This window comes from Thalassolituus sp. (assembly GCF_984348125.1).
The window spans coordinates 19,615-36,914 of sequence record NZ_CFHJLR010000028.1; the positions used below are offsets into that span (position 1 = coordinate 19,615).

General features: G+C 51.5%; 15 protein-coding genes. 4 read left to right on the forward strand and 11 right to left on the reverse strand.

Annotation, left to right across the window (positions count from 1 at the left end):
• Positions 1 to 15 precede the first annotated feature (15 nt).
• The 8 genes from rseP to rpsB all read right to left on the reverse strand — a co-directional run bounded on the left by rseP (position 16) and on the right by rpsB (position 7,231).
• Positions 16 to 1,353 carry an RIP metalloprotease RseP gene (gene rseP, locus AC5E51_RS15145; RefSeq protein ID WP_297533406.1) on the reverse strand — a complete coding sequence of 446 codons (1,338 nt, stop codon included), beginning with the start codon at positions 1,351 to 1,353 and terminating at the stop codon, positions 16 to 18.
• Positions 1,350 to 2,531, reverse strand: a complete 1,182-nt coding sequence (gene ispC, locus AC5E51_RS15150) for a 1-deoxy-D-xylulose-5-phosphate reductoisomerase (protein ID WP_491778776.1) — start codon at positions 2,529 to 2,531, stop codon at positions 1,350 to 1,352. The genes rseP and ispC overlap by 4 nt, the downstream gene beginning before the upstream one ends.
• On the reverse strand, positions 2,528 to 3,373 hold the full coding sequence (locus AC5E51_RS15155) for a phosphatidate cytidylyltransferase (protein ID WP_301378572.1): 846 nt from the start codon (positions 3,371 to 3,373) through the stop codon (positions 2,528 to 2,530). Before AC5E51_RS15155 ends, ispC begins: the two co-directional genes overlap by 4 nt.
• On the reverse strand, positions 3,366 to 4,133 hold the full coding sequence (gene uppS / locus AC5E51_RS15160; RefSeq protein WP_301378574.1) for an undecaprenyl pyrophosphate synthase: 768 nt from the start codon (positions 4,131 to 4,133) through the stop codon (positions 3,366 to 3,368). Before uppS ends, AC5E51_RS15155 begins: the two co-directional genes overlap by 8 nt.
• A gap of 6 nt (positions 4,134 to 4,139) precedes the next feature.
• Positions 4,140 to 4,697, reverse strand: coding sequence for a ribosome recycling factor (frr, locus tag AC5E51_RS15165; RefSeq protein WP_068441105.1), 558 nt, complete (start codon positions 4,695 to 4,697; stop codon positions 4,140 to 4,142).
• Positions 4,694 to 5,431, reverse strand: a complete 738-nt coding sequence (gene pyrH / locus AC5E51_RS15170; protein WP_068438548.1) for a UMP kinase — start codon at positions 5,429 to 5,431, stop codon at positions 4,694 to 4,696. Before pyrH ends, frr begins: the two co-directional genes overlap by 4 nt.
• Positions 5,432 to 5,555: 124 nt before the next feature.
• The gene (gene tsf, locus AC5E51_RS15175) at positions 5,556 to 6,410 is read right to left on the reverse strand and encodes a translation elongation factor Ts (protein ID WP_068441102.1); all 855 of its coding nucleotides are present in this window, start codon (positions 6,408 to 6,410) and stop codon (positions 5,556 to 5,558) included.
• A gap of 83 nt (positions 6,411 to 6,493) precedes the next feature.
• Entirely contained in the window at positions 6,494 to 7,231 is a 738-nt protein-coding gene (gene rpsB, locus AC5E51_RS15180) for a 30S ribosomal protein S2 (RefSeq protein WP_068441099.1), read from the reverse strand.
• Between the two features lie 292 nt (positions 7,232 to 7,523).
• Here rpsB and map point away from each other — a divergent pair, with 292 nt between their 5' ends.
• The 3 genes from map (at position 7,524) to AC5E51_RS15195 (ending at position 11,937) form a co-directional block, all read left to right on the forward strand.
• Positions 7,524 to 8,303 (forward strand): type I methionyl aminopeptidase, encoded by a 780-nt coding sequence (gene map, locus AC5E51_RS15185; protein WP_068434833.1) that lies wholly within the window; start codon positions 7,524 to 7,526, stop codon positions 8,301 to 8,303.
• Complete coding sequence (gene glnD, locus AC5E51_RS15190; protein ID WP_491778777.1) at positions 8,300 to 10,996, forward strand: [protein-PII] uridylyltransferase; 2,697 nt, start codon at positions 8,300 to 8,302, stop codon at positions 10,994 to 10,996. The genes map and glnD overlap by 4 nt, the downstream gene beginning before the upstream one ends.
• Positions 10,997 to 11,094: 98 nt before the next feature.
• Entirely contained in the window at positions 11,095 to 11,937 is an 843-nt protein-coding gene (locus AC5E51_RS15195; RefSeq protein ID WP_491778778.1) for a pirin family protein, read from the forward strand.
• Positions 11,938 to 11,981: 44 nt separating this feature from the next.
• On the opposite strand, the gene AC5E51_RS15200 is transcribed toward AC5E51_RS15195, so the two are convergent.
• Positions 11,982 to 13,325, reverse strand: coding sequence for a DEAD/DEAH box helicase (locus AC5E51_RS15200; protein WP_491778779.1), 1,344 nt, complete (start codon positions 13,323 to 13,325; stop codon positions 11,982 to 11,984).
• 136 nt (positions 13,326 to 13,461) lie between these two features.
• On the opposite strand from AC5E51_RS15200, the gene AC5E51_RS15205 reads away from it, so the two are divergent.
• Positions 13,462 to 14,289, forward strand: a complete 828-nt coding sequence (locus tag AC5E51_RS15205) for a M48 family metalloprotease (protein ID WP_297533423.1) — start codon at positions 13,462 to 13,464, stop codon at positions 14,287 to 14,289.
• A 65-nt stretch (positions 14,290 to 14,354) separates the two neighbouring features.
• Here AC5E51_RS15205 and AC5E51_RS15210 read toward each other — a convergent pair whose 3' ends face one another.
• Both AC5E51_RS15210 and AC5E51_RS15215 read right to left on the reverse strand, forming a co-directional pair.
• Positions 14,355 to 15,392: a hypothetical protein gene (locus AC5E51_RS15210; RefSeq protein ID WP_297533425.1), complete on the reverse strand. Its 1,038-nt coding sequence runs from the start codon at positions 15,390 to 15,392 to the stop codon at positions 14,355 to 14,357.
• Between the two features lie 4 nt (positions 15,393 to 15,396).
• Positions 15,397 to 16,473: a hypothetical protein gene (locus AC5E51_RS15215; protein WP_491778780.1), complete on the reverse strand. Its 1,077-nt coding sequence runs from the start codon at positions 16,471 to 16,473 to the stop codon at positions 15,397 to 15,399.
• Positions 16,474 to 17,300 lie beyond the last annotated feature (827 nt).

Below are 17,300 nucleotides of genomic sequence, written 5' to 3' on the forward strand. Positions count from 1 at the left end.
CCAGTCGCCGCCTCCTCAGAGGCGGCTTATATCATTGTAGAAAGCGACAATCATCAGCATAAGCAACAACATCATGCCTACTTTTACCGCAGCGATCTGAACAGACTCTGGCAGTGGTTTACCACGAATCAGCTCAGCCGTATAAAACAAAATGTGACCACCGTCGAGCATGGGCACAGGTAACAGGTTAAGTACGCCCAGCGACACACTCAGCAGCGCCAGAAAGTTAACAAAAACAATGAGGCCGCCCGACGCAGAATCGCCGGCTACTTTAGCAATGGTGATGGGGCCGCTCAAGTTCTTTACGGAGACATCGCCCATCAGCATTTTCCACAAGGAGTCCAGCGTCAGTACGATCAGGCTCCAGGTTTTGTCGACACCCATCACAAATGCCTTCACAGGGCCAGGGTGAACTTCTCTCACCCAGTCATCTGGTGCAACCGGTGCAACCGGCATCACACCAATACGCCCGATAACCTCACCACTCTCTAGAGTAATGCTCTGCGGCCAGGCTTCTACTTCGATGATCTCACCGGCGCGATCCACTTCAACCCTTACCGAGGTACTCGCTGAATTACGAATCAGAGTCACCCAGTCCTGCCAGTTGACAATCGGCTCGCCATTCGCAGCAAGCAAAGTATCACCGGCCTGAAGTCCCGCGTCCTCTGCTGCCGAGTCTTCCATTACCTGGGAAATCTCCAGCGGGATCTCTGGCATCCGCGGTGTAATACCCAATTTGCTCAGAGGGTCTGGCCCCTCCTCTTCACTCAACCAGCGGTTCAGAGGCAAGCTCAGCTCAACCGGTCTTCCATCGCGGATGACCTCCAGGCTGACAGTGCGCGTCTCGCCGAGAAAGGACAACAATTCCCAGCTGACATCTTGCCAGGACTGCGTGCTCTCGCCATCAATAGCACTCAACTCATCACCAGGCAGGACACCTGCAATAGCTGCGGGTGAACCTTCTGCAATCTCAGACGCTACCGGGATAAACTGTTTTGAGCCACCCCAGAAAAGTAAGGTATAGACAAGTATTGCGAAGAGGAAGTTGGCAATAGGTCCCGCCGACGCAATCGCAATCCGCGCCCATGGCGACTTACTGTTAAATTCCTGATCACGTAAATGCTCAGCAACCGGAGCTTCCCGGCTATCCAGCATTTTGACGTAGCCGCCCAATGGAATAGGCGCCAGAGAGTACTCGGTGCCGTGGCGATCCTTCACAGAGAACAGAGGTTTACCAAAGCCAACAGAGAATCTGAGTACCTGAACTCCGGCACGGCGAGCAACCCAGAAGTGACCATATTCATGAATAACCACCAGAATGCTGATCGCTATGATGAAATATAACAGCGTCAAAGGCTCTCCTCCTGAAGAAAACTTTCAGCGGTTGCTCGCGCCCAGCTGTCAGCCGACAGCACAGCATCCAGCGAATCGGCGCTCACTACAGAGTGCTGATCCATCACCTTTTTAATCAACGCAGGAATCGTCGTAAAGCGGATGTCTTCGCGCAGGAAAGCCGCTACAGCGACTTCATTCGCCGCATTCAGTACCGCAGGCATAGTGCCGCCCTGCGCAAAAGCAATCCTGGCGAGAGCCAGACAAGGAAAATTCTCTTCGTCCGGCGCTTCAAAGTTGAGTCGCGCGATATCAAATAGATTCAGTGACTCGACGCCGGCCTCAATACGCTCCGGCCAGGCCATGCCATACGCAATGGGTGTACGCATATCAGGCTGACCTAACTGCGCCAACACTGAACCATCGCAATACTGAACCATCGAGTGAATAACGCTTTCTGGGTGAACGACGACTTCAACATCGTCAGCGTCACAATTAAACAGGAAGCAGGCTTCAATCAGCTCGAGGCCTTTGTTCATCAGGGTGGCAGAGTCGACGGATATTTTGGCACCCATCGACCAGTTCGGGTGAGCAACAGCCTGAGAAGGCGTCACATCGTTCAGTTCAGAAGACTGACGTCCGCGGAAAGGCCCGCCGGATGCCGTCAGCAGTATCTTACGAATCCCGCTCGCATCCAGACGACCTGCATAGTCAGCCGGCATAGACTGGAAAATAGCGTTGTGTTCACTGTCGATCGGAAGCAGCTCGGCACCGCCCTTCTTCACTGCCTCCAGTAATAAGGGGCCAGCCATGACCAGACTTTCTTTGTTTGCCAGAAGAACCCTCTTGCCCGCATTCGCAGCAGCAAGAGTAGGCAAAAGCCCGGCAGCACCAACAATCGCTGCCATGACCTGATCAACACACTCATCAGAAGCAACCTGAACCAGTGCATCCTCGCCATTCAGGACTTCGGTGACACAGTCCTCTGGCAACTGTTCACGCAACTGAGCTGCCGCACTGGCATCCGCCATCACCGCATAACGCGGTGAAAACTCAGCAATCTGTCCGGCCATCTCTGCCACACGCGTCGCCGCAGTCAGAGCGTACACACGATATTTTTCAGGGTGACGACGTACCACATCTAAGGTACTGCAACCGATAGAGCCCGTAGAACCCAGCACGGTAATCCACTGCGTCATACAGCGAGGCCCCAATTGAGCAACATCATCATAAACGCAAATACGGGCACAGCCGCCGCCATGCTATCAATCCGATCCATCACACCACCGTGTCCCGGTAGCAGCGATGAGCTGTCTTTGATACCACGATGTCGCTTCATCATACTTTCAACCAGATCTCCCAACACAGAGATCACAGTGGTCGCAGCAGTAATGACAAAAATCTTCACAACATCTTCTGTCGTCAGAGGTTGCAGCCACAGATCCAGACCGACACAGGTTACTGCAGCCAGGAAGATGGTTGTGGCAAAGCCGCCCCAGAAACCAGCCCATGACTTCCCGGGGCTCACGTGTGGCGCCAGCTTGCTGTTGCCCCACTTACGACCTGCAAAGTAGGCTCCTGTATCAGCCCCCCAGACCACCAGCATGACATAGATGATCAGCAGAGAGCTGTGTGGCTCTTCTTTCAGGTGCATAAAGCCTACCCACATAGGGATAAGTACACACAAACCGAGGAAGGCTCTGATCACACGAGCATTCCAGATGTCGGTACCACCCGGGTAACGCTTCACCAGAGCAAAAGCGACCGTCCACCATAAGGTGCCGGCAGCAAGAAACCAGATTTTCCACTCTGGGTTGATGCGGAGAAATCGGGCACTGATGTAGAGGCAGACAAATACGAAGAAGGCGTAGAGAATACGGCTCCAGTTTTTTTTGTAGCCCGCGATATTCGCCCACTCCCATGCACCGATACTGCAGATCGCTGCGATGAAAAATGCGAAAGGCTTGAGCGGCAGGAAGAAGATACCCACAATCATTACCGGAGCGAGTATCAATGCCGTTATAACGCGCTGCTTAGTCACCGTTCTTGGCTTCCTTTAACTGATCATCAGTCCGCCCGAAGCGCCGCGTCCGGCTGGCAAAGGCGTCTAATGCTTTTTTATATTCTTCTTCTTTGAAATCAGGCCAGAGTACGTCTGAAAAATAGAACTCAGCATAAGCCGTCTGCCACAACATAAAGTTGCTGATACGCTGCTCTCCACCGGTACGGATCATCAGATCCGGCGCTGGGAACTCGCTTAGCCAGGTGTATTGGTGCAAACTGTGCTCAGTGATATCTTCGGGCTGCATCCGACCTGCTTTTACTTCCTCGGCCATACGACGCGCCGCCTGAGCGATGTCCCACTGCCCGCCATAGTTCGCCGCTACCACCAGCGTCATACCATCGTTAGACTGAGTCATTGCTTCAGATTCGGCCACCAGGCCCTGGATTTTTTCAGAAAAAGCGGAGAGGTCGCCCATGATTTTCAGGCGGATATTATTCTTGTGAAGCTTTTTTACTTCCCGTTGCAGGGCTGCAATAAACAGCTGCATAAGTGCACTGACCTCCTGCTCAGGGCGGCGCCAGTTCTCACTGCTGAATGCGAACAGAGTGAGCACCTCAACCCCTGCTTTCGCAGATGTCTCAACGACTGCTCTGACCGCATCCACACCCGCTTTATGCCCTGCCACACCCGGTATAAACCGCTTTTTCGCCCAGCGGTTATTGCCGTCCATGATTATGGCAACATGGCGCGGCACACTTCCCTGTGCTGCACTGGAGTCATCAATACTTGTGGACATGTCCGATCAGACCTTCATCAGGTCTTTTTCTTTCTCTGCAAGCAGGTCGTCTACCTGGCCGATGAACTTATCCGTCAGTTTCTGGATAGCATCTTCTGCGCCGCGTGACTCGTCTTCAGTAATTTCTTTCTCTTTAAGAAGGTCTTTCACACTGCCGTTTGCATCACGGCGGATATTACGCACAGAGACCCGACCTTTTTCAGCTTCAGCACGAGCCTGTTTGATGTAGTCTTTACGGGTTTCTTCTGTCAGCGCAGGCATTGGCAGACGGATAGTATCGCCGTTAGTTGCCGGGTTCAGACCCAGATCAGATTTCAGAATGGCTTTCTCAATCTGTGGTACCAGGTTCTTTTCCCAAGGGTTGATCGCAAGACTACGACCGTCTTCAACAATAACGTTTGCAACCTGATTGATCGGTGTGGGTGTACCGTAATAATCGATCATCACGCTATCAAGAATCGCTGGATTAGCACGACCAGTACGAACTTTCTTAAATGCCTCTACCAGAGCTGCAACGCTCTTGCTCATACGATCTTCAGCGTCTTTCTGGATTTCATTAATCATGCTTTTTCTCCACTTACAATCAGGGTTCCATGATCGCCACCAGTCATCAGGCGACCCAGTACTCCCGTATCATTCATATTGTACACACGCAGTGGCATGTCATGATCCTGCGCCAGAACGATTGCAGTCAGGTCCATCACACCCAGTTGTTTTTCAAGGACTTCGCTGTACGTCAGCAGGTCGTACTTCTCTGCAGTCGGGTCCTTCTTCGGATCGGCAGTATACACGCCATCGACATTCGTCGCTTTCAGAACCAGATCTGCATTGATTTCGATACCACGCAGACACGCAGCAGAATCGGTCGTAAAGAAAGGATTACCGGTACCGGCAGAGAAGATAACAACATCGCCCTGATTCAGGGCACGGATCGCACTACGGCGATCGTAGTGATCAACGACACCACTCATCGGAATCGCCGACATAACACGGGTCGGCATATTAGAGCGTTCGAGGGCATCACGCATCGCCAGAGCGTTCATCACAGTGGCCAGCATACCCATATGGTCACCAGCGACACGATCCAGACCAGCCTCGCTGAGTGCCTTACCACGGAACAGGTTGCCACCACCAATCACAAGACCTACCTGAACTCCCAGACCACGAAGCTGAGCAATTTCCAGCGCCATACGATCGAGTACTTTAGGATCAATACCGAAATCCAGCTCGCCCATCAGGGCCTCACCGCTGAGTTTCAGCAGAATTCGCTTATATTTCGCGCTTTTTTGCTCGGCCATGAACCTTCTCCTGAAAATGTTTGGCGTATTCTACGTATATTTGCTTCAGACATATACAAATATGCCGGGCAAGCCCGGCATATTAATGGTGGTTTTCAGAATGTGAGCCCCACCGGTGCTGTTATCAACCTTTCAGCTGTGCAGCAACCTCAGCAGCGAAGTCAGTCTCTTCGACTTCGATACCTTCACCTACTTCCATACGCAGGAAGCTGATGACTTCTGCACCGCCTTCTTTCGCCAGCTGACCAACAGTCAGGTCTGGGTTCTTAACAAAAGGCTGTTCTAGCAGGCTGTTTTCCTTCAGGAACTTCTTGATACGACCGCCCATCATCTTCTCAACGATCTCATCTGGCTTACCAGCCATGTCAGGCTGTGCTTTGATGATCTCTTTTTCTTTCTCGAGAACGTCAGCAGGCATATCTTCGCCACGTACAACACGTGGGTTAGATGCTGTAACGTGCATAGCGATGTCTTTCGCCAGCTCTTCGTTACCGCCATTCAGAGCAACGATACAGGCAATTTTGCCGTTTGAGTGAACGTATGCACCAACAGTGTCAGCTTCTACGATTGCTGGACGACGTACAGTGATGTTCTCACCGATTTTCTGAACCAGAGCTTCACGAGCGTCTTCCAGTTCACCAGCCATCAGTGCAGCAACGTCCACTTCTTTAGTCTCAGCCAGCTTAGCTACGACTTTGTCTGCGAACGCAGCGAAGTTAGCGTCGCCAGCAGCGAAGTCAGTTTCAGAGTTGATTTCAACAATAACAGCATTGCCTTCACCAACTACAACACGCAGCTTACCTTCAGCAGCGGTACGGTCAGCTTTCTTAGCAGCCTTGAGGCCTGAGTTCTTGCGCAGATCTTCGATTGCCTGGTCGATGTCACCGCCAGCAGCAGTCAGTGCTTTTTTGCACTCCATCATGCCTAGGCCAGTACGTTCACGCAGCTCTTTTACCTGGGCAGCAGATACAGTTGCCATGTGGAATATCCTCTTAAATCTATAAATTGACGATAAAGATTTAAAAAAAGGGGCTAAGCCCCTTTTTTCGTATTCAGCTCTGATTACTCAGCCGCTGGCGCTTCTTCAGCAACTTCAACAAACTCATCAGCAGATGCGCCGCCTTGCTTGCCTTCCAGGATCGCGTCTGCAGCTGCAGAAACGTAGATCTGGATAGCGCGGATTGCATCGTCGTTACCTGGGATAACGTAGTCGATGCCATCTGGGTTAGAGTTAGTATCAACGATACCGATCACTGGAATGCCCAGCTTGTTGGCTTCCTGAACAGCGATACGCTCGTGATCTACGTCGATAACGAACATAGCGTCTGGCAGACCGCCCATCTCTTTAATACCACCGATAGAACGCTCGAGCTTGTCCATCTCACGTGAACGCATCAGAGCTTCTTTTTTGGTCAACTGTTCAAAAGTACCGTCTTTCTGCTGTGCTTCGAGGTCACGCAGACGCTTGATAGACTGACGGATAGTTTTGTAGTTGGTCAGCATACCGCCCAACCAACGGTGAGCAACAAACGGCATGTTCGCGCGTTCTGCCTGCTCTTTGATGATCTTACCTGCTGCGCGCTTAGTACCAACAAACAGAACCTTGTTGTTTTTCGCAGCCATACCTTCGATCAGTTTCAGCGCGTCGTTAAGTGCTGGAACAGTCTGCTCGAGGTTGATGATATGAATTTTGTTACGGGCGCCGAAGATGTACTGACCCATTTTTGGGTTCCAGTAACGAGTCTGGTGACCGAAGTGTACGCCTGCTTTCAGCAGGTCACGCATGCTAACTTGTGCCATTGTTTTACTACCTTATATGTAGGGGTTATGCCTCCACGAACCCTGAGCCCCGACCTGTCGAAACAGGCACCCCGGCACATCAGTTTCAGTCCGTGTGTGTCGTTTAAGTATTCACGTGCAACTACCTTGTAGCAGCACGGCGCTGAGCGCGGGCGCTTTATACCATTTTGCGCGCCTATATGCCAGCAGTTACACGATCCTTTTACTGACATCTTATTCAACGGTTCAACCCCAGCCACACAAGAAGTACAATACAATCATTGCTATTCAATGAAACGGAAGAACTCCTCTGATGGGTGTAACGATCAATACGGCGGAAGACATCGCCAAAATGCGGGTAGCCGGGCGTCTGGCTGCAGAAGTTCTGGAGATGATCGGCGACTACGTAAAGCCGGGTGTGTCTACAGGTGAGCTCGACCGCATATGCCACGACTATATAGTCAACGAGCAGAAAGCTATCCCTGCCCCTCTCAATTACAACGGTTTTCCGAAGTCGATATGCACCTCAGTGAATCAGGTGATCTGCCACGGCATTCCCAGCGATGAGAAGATTCTGAAGAAAGGCGATATCGTTAATATCGACATCACCGTTATCAAAGACGGTTACCACGGTGACACCAGCAAGATGTTTATGGTTGGTGATGTCCAACCCGCACTGGATCGCCTTATCCGTGTCACTCAGGAGTCGCTGTATCTCGCGATTGATATGGTCAAGCCCGGCGTTCAGCTCGGTGATATCGGCCATGCAATTCAGACCTACGCTGAATCCAACCACTATTCCGTTGTCCGGGAATACTGTGGTCATGGTATCGGTAAGGTCTTCCACGAAGATCCTCAGATCCTTCACTATGGCAAGCCGGGCACTGGTATGGCCATTCAGGAAGGTATGATTTTTACCATCGAGCCAATGATCAACCTCGGCTCCCGACACAACAAGTTACTTAAAGATGGCTGGACCGTGGTAACCAAAGACCGCAAGGCTTCAGCTCAGTGGGAACACACTCTGCTGGTGACTGCTGACGGTGTCGAAGTCTTAACGAAACGCAAAGAAGAAGAGCAGTTCTGGAAGTGACCGATCTATCTGACATGCCGGTACTACCTCAGGTAGATGAAGATGCCCTACTGGAAGAACTCAAGGAGAAATCCCTACCTCTCCCCGTCATCAAGCCTCTTCTAACCCGCATTCAGAATGAAGCTCACCATTATTTCCGGGAAACTCTCGATGCCGACCTGCTGGTACGGCATCGTGCCACTCTTATCGACCGGGTTTTACGCGCGCTCTGGCGTTTCCGCAATATAGCGACGCAGGACATCACCCTGATCGCAGTGGGCGGTTATGGCCGTGCGGAACTGCATCCTCACTCCGACATCGACCTGCTCCTGCTTGCTCGTGACGAAGACAGCATCAACCGCCACGCCAGTGACCTGCAGGACTTCATTACCCTGCTTTGGGATATCAAACTCGATATCGGCCACAGTGTCCGTACTCTGGATGAGTGTGTCACCGAAGCCGAAGGCGACCTGACTATCATCACCAACCTGCTGGAAAGCAGACCCCTGATCGGTGATGAAACACTGTATTCCGAACTTCGCGCACGAATCACCCCAGAAGCTCAGTGGCCTGCGGCGGTCTTCTTCGAAGCTAAGTCAGAAGAGCTCAATACCCGCCACGACAAGCACAACAGCGCCGATTACAACCTTGAGCCCAATGTTAAGAACTCCCCCGGCGCTCTGCGGGATATTCAGACCATCACCTGGGTGGCCATCCGACACTTTGGTAAAGGCACCTTGCAGGCACTGGAAGATAACGGCTTCCTGACTGAGTTCGAACATAAAAGATTGGCCAGCAGCGTCAGCTTTCTCTGGGAAGTACGATACGCCCTGCATATGTTGGCAGGTCGCGAGGAAGACCGGCTTCTTTTTGACCTACAGACTCAGGTTGCAGAAGTTCTGGGGTACAAAGACACAGGCCGACAACTCGGTGTCGAGCGTTTTATGTCGCAGTTCTATCGCCACCAGCTCTCCACCATGGAGCTGAGCGATATGCTGATGATGCACTTTACCGAAGACTATATGCAGTGTGACGACGACACCATCACACCTGTGAATGAGCACTTCGTGCTGTGCAATGGCTATCTGCAACTGACCACACCAGATCTGTTCGAAAAAGAACCCGCCTGGCTACTCAGGGTCTTCCCTATGCTGGCACAGATCTCAGAATCTAAAGGCATACATTCCGCGACGATCCGCGCCCTTCGCGACAATCGCAACCTGATCGATGAAGAGTACCGGCAGAACCCAGAACACAACGCCATCTTCATGACTCTGATGCGCAGCAGGTCTCGTGTTGTACGTGAGCTGTCCCGCATGATGCGCTACGGTATTCTTGGTCGTTATATTCCATCGTTCGGTCGGGTAATCGGCATGATGGAATACGACCTGCTGCACAAATACACAGTCGACGAGCATACGTTCCGCATGATCCGGCTGTTGAGGCACTTCCGCTATGGCGATGTTCGCGAGCGCTTTCCGATCGCATCGCGCCTGATCCACAAGGTTCATAAAAAAGAAGTGCTCTACCTGGCCGCGCTGCTTCACGACGTGGGTAAGAGCCGCGAAGGTGATCATGCTGCCAATGGTGGAGAGGTTGCCGAAGCCTTCTGTAGTCAGCACGGACTCAAACCAGCCGATACACATATGGTGACCTGGCTGGTCAGTAACCACTTATTAATGTCGAACGCATCCCAACGCCTCGACCTGAGCAATCCTGATGATATTCATCAGTTTGCTGTGGAGGTAGGTGATCAATACCACCTAGATATGTTGTTCCTGATTTCTGTGGCAGATACTCACTCGACCAATCCTGAGCTGTGGACGCCGTGGCGCGCCGAACAGATGCGCGAGCTTTACAGAAACACCCAGGCAGCGCTGCGCCGTGGTCTGGAAAATCGCCTCCACAAAGATGATGTGATTGAAGAGATCCAACAGGAAGCCATTGCACAACTTCAGGATTACGGCCTGCCGGAAGCCCGCGCCAGAGAGATCTGGGGACAGCCGGGGGAGGACTACTTTTTACGCGAAGGCGTCGACAATATCGTCTGGCAAACCCGCGAAATAGATGCGCACGGCAACAGCGCTAAGCCGCTGGTTTCTGTACGACAGACCTCCGACCGTCAGTTCGAGGGTGCCACACAGATATTCCTCTTTATGAAAGATCAGCCCAATCTGTTCGCGGTAACGACGGCAACCCTGGACCAGCTCAACCTGAACATTCAGGACGCTCGTATCATGACTTCTGAGTCAGAGAATAACGCGGTCGATACCTATATTGTTCTGGACGAAAATAACGAAGCGATTACTGACCCGGAGCGCATCCGCGTCATCCGCAATACCCTATGCGACGCACTCGATGAGCCTGAAGAATTCGACACCATCATACGTCGCCGGACCTCACGCGTTCTGAAACAATTCGATGTACCTACCCAGGTGACCATCAGCAACGACCCTCTGATGCGCAGAACCGTGCTCGAGGTCACTGCCGCTGACCGCCCGGGTCTGCTGGCACGCGTCGGCAGTATCCTTATGGATTTCGGCGCTCAGCTCCAGGGGGCTAAAATTCTGACGGAAGGTGAGCAGGTATCCGATATCTTCTTCATCGTCGACGCGAACGGTGAGCCGTATTCAGATCCGGCCTCCTGCGAAGAGCTCTGCAAAGCTCTGGAAGACGGGCTGGATGAGCAGGTCGAAGAACAATCCGCAGTTTAATAAGACAATTAGAAACCTCAGCGAAACAACCAATACCAATTTATCCCCTCGTTATCCTCCGGCAAGCGCGATAAAGTAATCGTTAACCGGAGGTACTTATGACACAACGCTCTCTCGAAAATATCATTCGTAGTTACCCAAGCTCAGACGGTGATGGGGTAAAAATCAGACGCCTTGCCCTCTTCAATCAACGCGATGCCGATCCTTTTCTGATGCTCGACGAACTGGTATCCGATGACGAGGCGGATTACATGGGAGGCTTCCCACCCCATCCTCATCGCGGTATGGAAACGCTGACCTATTTGCGCAAAGGCGCTCTGATCCACAAAGATCATATGGGCAACCGGGGCGAAATACGCAGTGGTGGCGCTCAGTGGATGTCTGCTGGGAGAGGTATTATCCATAGTGAAATGCCTGAACTCGATCAGGGTGGCCTCCATGGTTTTCAGCTCTGGATCAACCTGCCAGCAAAAGACAAAATGAGTGCACCGGATTACCGGGATGTTCCGCAATCAGAGATCCCAGTGGTTGCTCTTAATACGGGTGGCGAAGTCAGAGTTCTTGCAGGTGATTGGCAGATCGAAGGTCAGCAGGTGGAAGGGCCTCTGGACAAGCTGGCCGCTAACGCCAGCTATCTGGACGTCTCTCTTACTCAAGGTGAGATACTGACACTCCCGGTCACTTCGGGCAAACGTGCCATCGTTTACGTCTATAAGGGGCAGCTGGCAACAGGTCAGTCACTGCCAGAGAAGCCGTTACTGATTTACAGCACCCAAGGGGAAGAGCTCGTTTTTAAAGCCGAAAGTGATGCGAACTTTCTGGTACTGACAGGTGACCCAATCCTTGAGCCCGTCGCACACTATGGTCCCTTTGTGATGAATACGCATGAAGAGATTGAGCAGGCCATCAAGGATTACAACAGCGGCCAGTTTGGCCGCTGAGGGAAAGATGCCAGCCTGTTTTCAGGCATCCTACTTTCTCTGATTTACTTCTTTCTCTTAATAGGCGCAAAACCTTCACTGTCCATCAGGTTACCTGCTGGACGTGAAGGCCGGGGCCCGTTTTTCTTCTTCGGAGACGGGCCTTTTTTCTCGGCAGCTTTCTTCGCAGCCGCTTTTTTCGCAGCTGGGCCACGTGGTTTTTTCTTCTTAATACCAGCAGCCTTGCCCGAGGCCTTAACCTTCTTAGGCCCAGTATATTTCGCCTTAAGCTCTTTGATCGTACGCGAATCCATCTCCTGCTGAATGTAGCGCTCAATGGCCGCTTTCAGGTTCCATTCATTCGGAGCAATCAAACTGATCGCAAGACCGCTGCGGCCTGCTCGCCCGGTTCGACCAATACGATGGATATACTCATCACCCTTGCGGGCAAGATCGTAATTGATCACCAGATCCAGCCCGTCAACATCAAGCCCCCGTGCTGCCACATCGGTCGCTACGAGTATATTCCGTCGACCTTCACGAACATTCTGCATGACATAATTGCGCTCATCCTGCGTCATATCACCGTGGAGTACGGCAATACCTTCTCTATGGCGGCGGAGAAACTCGCTAAGCCGTTCAGCTTCCGTGCGCTTATTAACGAATACAATCGCCTTATCATAGGTTTCATTGGCAAGGAGCCAGGTTAACAGGCGATCTTTATGGGCATTGTCATCAGCAAGAATGCGCTGCTGAGTAATATCGTCATGACGCTCCTGGATACCTTGCGTAGTGATCTCTACCGGATCCTTAAGCCACGAACGTGCAGCACGCCCTACACCTTCATGGCGCAAGGTTGCGGACAACATCAGCGTCTGACGCTCAGAGCCACACTTGCCAACGATATGCTCCATATCTTCAGAGAAGCCCATATCCAGCATTCGGTCCGCTTCGTCGAGAACTAAGAACTCGATATCTCCCAGCTCTGCCGTTTCGCGCTTCAGGTGATCTACAAGCCGCCCCGGTGTTGCAATAAGGATTTCCGGGTTCTTACGCAGCACTGCAGCCTGATACTTGAACTCTTCTCCACCGGTTAACACTCCGGCCTCAAGGTGATTCATGTCGGTCAGGCGCTTAGCGTCCTTGAACACTTGTCGGGCGAGCTCGCGGGTAGGAACGATCACAAGAGCACGCGTGGCGCTGTCTGGTGCATCGACCGTCAGTAACTTCTGCATGATCGGCAACAAGTAGGCAAAGGTCTTACCACTGCCAGTCTCTGCACATACCTGAACGTCACTCCCGCGTAATACTTCAGGGATAACCTCAAGCTGCACGTCTGTTGCTTCTGTAATGGACTGTTTTTCAAGCCCGGCAATTAGCCTTGGGTGTAATTCTGTTCCGGCAAACACGCTGAAATCCCGCTGGAGAAAAAACGCGAGTATACCAGACCTTAAAGCGCAGGACTGCGCTGTCGGCATTAGCACTACACACTCACTCAGCAACACCTTAGACTAACGATACATACCTTACTTCAGGAATACGGATATGAAGAAAGTGATCAGCCTGACGTTGATCAGCGCAGCCATAGCAGGTTGTGCAACCACTTTGACCGGCCGCAATCAACTTATGATCGTCTCGCCGGATTCGGCAATTGTTGAGTCTCAGAAAGCCTACGCGAGCACCGTCGGTGAACTCGATCAGAATGATCAGCTGGTTACGGACCCTGCATGGGTAAAACGCATTGAGACAATCACCGGGCGACTTGTCACTGAAGCGATAAAACTTGATCCCGACACCAAAAGCTGGGACTGGAGCGTCGCGATCATTGACGACCCTGATACCCTGAATGCCTGGTGCATGGCTGGCGGACGTATGGCGATCTACACCGGCATCGTTACCCAGTTAAATCTGAACGACGATGAAATCGCACAGATAATGGGTCATGAAATTTCTCATGCCCTGGCCAATCACACGGCTGAGCGTATGTCCCGCGCAGTACTCATGAATGGCGCGCTGGCAGCAACCGCCGTGGTCACTGACAACAATGGCTATGTGCTGACAGGAACCGCCATGGCAGCGAAAGTTGCTCTGGAGTTGCCGAATAGCCGCACTGCTGAATCGGAAGCTGACGAAATCGGTATCGAGTTAGCGACCCGCGCGGGATATAACCCCGACGCAGCGGTAAGCTTGTGGAAAAAAATGGCTGAAGCAGGAGGTGGCGGTGGCCCGGAGTTCCTGAGTACCCACCCTTCTCCTGATAACCGGGCATCAACGCTCGATAAACTTGGAGAAAAAATGCTACCTCTGAACCCGCAACTTAAAAAGTCTCAGGTTTACCCTGTGACCATAGTGACGGATGCGGATCAGATCTGAGGAACCAGACCCGACGAGCCAGATCTGAAAAAGAAGATCCGAAAAAAGAGAGACGCCAGTATCGATCAGAGATCGATACTGGTCGCTTTGAGATACTGAGCACGGAAACCGTTTACGACAGTCTCTCCAGCAGTACGATTACCTACGGTAATTTCACCAATATAAATATCGCTCTTCGGCGCGTTAGCGTAATACTCATTGAAGAAAGCCAGCATGGCATCGCTATCCGTTGAATCAACACCACGGGAAGATGGATCGGGCTTACTTAGTTCAAGTACGAAATTACCGTCAGAAGTAGCGCTGAACTTCAGAGGCTGGATATCGCCAAACCCCAGATTCAAGCCCAAATAAAGCTGGTCAATCTGTAACAAAGATCCCGTACCGGTACATGCATCTCCGCATGTATCAATCTGAAATTCCTCGGCCAACAAAGACAGGTTCAATTGTCCCAGTAGTTCTGACTGACCCGAATCATCTGGGCGAGACCATAAAGTAAAACCAGACCCGTCGAGATATACACCCCGCATGTCGATATTCCAGACGTGGTTAGTACCATCGGCAAAATCGAGCGTGAAGCGGGACCCTATGTCTGCTCCACTGCGTCTGATAGCAGCCCGCTGTCCGCAATCACCTGCACTCGCAAAAATACAATCCATCACATACTGTCGCGTATTCTGAGCGGCCGAAGTATAAACATCCGTCAGTATCTGCAACGCTGCGACGTCATCGCCGATTGCAGGTGCATCGCCGGTATAGAAGTCAGCCGGATCACCATCCCAATCAGAACTACCACGAACACTTCGCACGACCCAGGGGTGAAGATAGCTACCAATATCAACAGGCTTTTTAACAGCACCGTTCTGGCTGCCCTCTCCCATGATGTAGAACTGATCCCACTTGATGCCGACCTCATTACCAGTTCCGTCCTCGATGCCCGTGACTGCGAGAGAGGCATCGTCCGTACTGAAGACAAAATCCTGGAGTGCAAAGCCTAAGCCCGCCCCACTCTGAGAAGACATTTCTACATCGTCAAGCGCCTGTAACTCCGCATTCGCTGAATGAGCGATAATGGCGGCAGCGGATAGTGTTAATAATTTTTTCATCTCATTAACACCCCTTAATACGGCCAACACAGGTCGCCACCCTTGGAGTACCATTAGTCGCTTCTTCCAGCGTCAGGTACAGAGGATACTTAGTCTCATTACCGGATTGGTAACGCGCGATGTTTAAATAAGCACCCTGATCAGTAAGAACACGATCAGTTCCAGGGACGCCTGACAGGTCTTCCCATGGCACTGACTCAGTCTGCATTGAGATAAATACACCACTGGCAGAACCATCTTCAAAAGAAGCGTCCTTATCACCAATGTAAATTGACTGGTAGATGCTTGTACGGAAACAACCAGGCGTACCAGTCACCTCACAATCATCTGCACGGGTGAGCAAGGGAACCAGAGTAGGAATCAAACCACCCTCGTCAGAATCGAAGTTACGGCCATTCGGCACACCAAACCATGAAGCACGCTTCACGTACGCAACATTCAGGCTATCTGCACCGTCGCCTGTTGCAGCATCAAGAAGATCGACCTGAGTATAAATCTCGGTACCCTGTGCTAAAGCAAGTGCAGTACAGTTGATAAAGCCAGCCCCAGGACAATTCTGGTTATAAACGACCGCAGCGTCACCGCGAATCTCGCCTTCGATCTTACCTGTCAGAGAGACAAGATCGCCCGAGAGATCACCTTGAGCCTTCTCGAACCCTACACGAAGTCCAGAGATTCGTTTTTCATCATTCTCGATTTTATATGCAAGTTCGATGTAGGGGTTCTTTGCCATAAACGGCACATACTCTGCGTTCGCAGCGTCATCGTAGTTATCGACACGACCCAAGGCAAAGTTATTAATGATAATGTCGGAATCGTATACCTGGATGCTGCCATCCGGATTGGTAACGATATTCCGATCATCATCGGTCACAGGGACTGTGCCATCCACATAAGCATCACGATCAAAGCGGCTGACCCTGAGCTCATCAATGTTGAATACGGTCTCGAGTTCCATCCCAAGGTTAACCTTGGTGAACTCGTAGTCACCAGACCAGTTTCCTGAACCCTGATTGTATGAACTCGTATCAATGGTGATAAATGCCTGCCCTGATACATCAGAGAGGTCACGATCAGTCATAGGCTCAAGCGCACAAACAGATGCACTAAGTATCAAGCCTGACATCACGAAAACTGGACCTACATCCTGTAAACGCATACTTCACCTATTTTTGTATTTATTGAACAACTGTAGATTAATTTAAATCTAGTTCTCCTATCAGGTAATTTCCAATCAAGGATCGGTAAATAGCCTGCATCATTACGAGCCATAATGACACGATGAGACTTATTTCAAAAGGGACATTTTTATAATTATCAATAAATATCAACAACTTAAATATTGTTACACTGACTTTCAAATAGACACACGTAATAAACACGAAACATAGGCGATTCTGCAGGAAGGAAGTGCCTTGCGACAGCGTGAAGGTGGTAGCGGTTGTCGGGGATAGAATCCCCCTCCTACATATTTCTGTCGAAGCACCGCATCGCGCTTGCGCGACGCTGTAGGAGGGAAGCGTCTTCCCGATGGCGTGTGGGTCGCAGAGATTTTCAGGGATAAGATCCCCTCCTACATTTTTCTGTCGAAGCGCCGCATCGCGCTTGCGCGACGCTGTAGGAGGGAAGCGTCTTCCCGATGGCGTGTGGGTCGCAGAGATTTTCAGGGATAAGATCCCCTCCTACATTTTTCTGTCGAAGCGCCGCATCGCGCTTGCGCGACGCTGTAGGAGGGAAGCGTCTTCCCGATGGCGTCTGGGTCGCAGAGATTTTCGGGGATAAGATCCCCTCCTACATTTTTCGCTTTCTTTCAGGCAAGAAAAAACCCCAGCAGGTTACCCTGCTGGGGCTTTGAATAAGAGCTTGACGATGACCTACTCTCACATGGGGAGACCCCACACTACCATC